1 protein-coding gene is annotated in these 1,209 nt (G+C 75.3%); it reads left to right on the top strand.

Going from position 1 to position 1,209, the window contains the following annotated elements:
- Window positions 1–30: 30 nt before the first annotated feature.
- The coding region (locus GTR00_RS21240) for a hypothetical protein (RefSeq protein WP_166613492.1) at window positions 31–1,209 on the top strand (1,179 nt) is incomplete at its 3' end.

Here is a 1,209-nt window from a genome sequence, read left to right as displayed (position 1 = left end):
GGGTGCGCCGCCCCCGGCACCGTCCCGACCGTGGAGGAGTCGCGGCTGACGTCGCCGCTGGTGCCCGGCGGGGAGCCCGCCGCCCGGCAGTTCCTGCGCGCCGCGGGGTTCGACGCGCTCGTGGACGGGTTCTCCGAGCGGCTGTGCGCCGCGACCACCCTGGCCGGGGCCCTGGACGTGGTCCGCGCCGGCGGGCAGGAGCTGTGGGACACCGCCGTCGCCCGCGCCCAGGGACGCCTGGAGATCGGCACGATCGACCGCTACGACGACCGCCCGCTGTACTGGGCGCGCACCACGATGAGCGCGGCGGTCCGCGCGCTGCAGGCGGAGTACCTGACCAGCGGCCTGCAGCGCCAGGGGCTGCTGCACACCCTGGACCGCACCAGCCGCGGCATCTCCTCCGTGACCTGGTCCACCGAGGAACCCGGCGCCACCCGCGTGGTGATCAGCGGGTTCGACACCTACAGCCTCGACAGCAGCCTGCGGAACTCCAACCCCTCCGGGGCCACCGCCCTGCAGCTGGACGGGCGCACGGTGCCCACGCCCGCCGGACCGGTCACCGTCGAGGCCGTCGTGCTGCCGGTGAACTACACCGACTTCGACCAGGGCGTCGTGGAGGACGCCTTCGGCCCGGTCCTGCGCACCGGCGAGGACCGCACCGACATGATCATGACGATCAGCCAGACCGGCCGCGGGCGCATGGACGTCGAGCAGTGGGCGGCCAACGCCCGCGGCGGGTCCCCGGACAACAACCGCAACCAGCAGTTCGGGCCCGTCTCGCGGCCCTCGCACTGGCCGCAGCCGGCGGACTCGCCGGAGTGGATCGAGACGACCCTGCCGTACGAGGCGATGGTCGCCGCCGGCACCGGGCCGTGGCCGGTGCAGCTGAACGACGGGATCTGCGAGTGGCCCGCCGGGACCTGGCCGGACCCCACCGCGCTGCGCTGCGCCGACGACCCCTCGCCGGGCAGCACCGCCGGTTCCGGTCCCGGCGGCAGCTACCTGTCCAACGAGAGCATGTACCGCTCCAACCGGCTGCGGATCGGGATGCAGGCGTGGGACGTGCCCGGCGGGCACCTGCACGTCTCCGCCCTGGAGTACCCGCAGGACCCGGCCGCGCTCACCGACGCCGCGTTCGAGGCCGACCGCCGCGCCGTCGTGGACCAGACGGTCGCGCTGGTCACCGCCGCCGGTGCCGCCGTCCGCGCC

The sequence above is a fragment of the Kineococcus indalonis genome (genome assembly GCF_009906395.1).
In the GTDB taxonomy this organism is placed as follows: Bacteria; Actinomycetota; Actinomycetes; order Actinomycetales; family Kineococcaceae; genus Kineococcus; species Kineococcus indalonis.
This window is presented reverse-complemented; position numbering and strand designations above follow the sequence as displayed.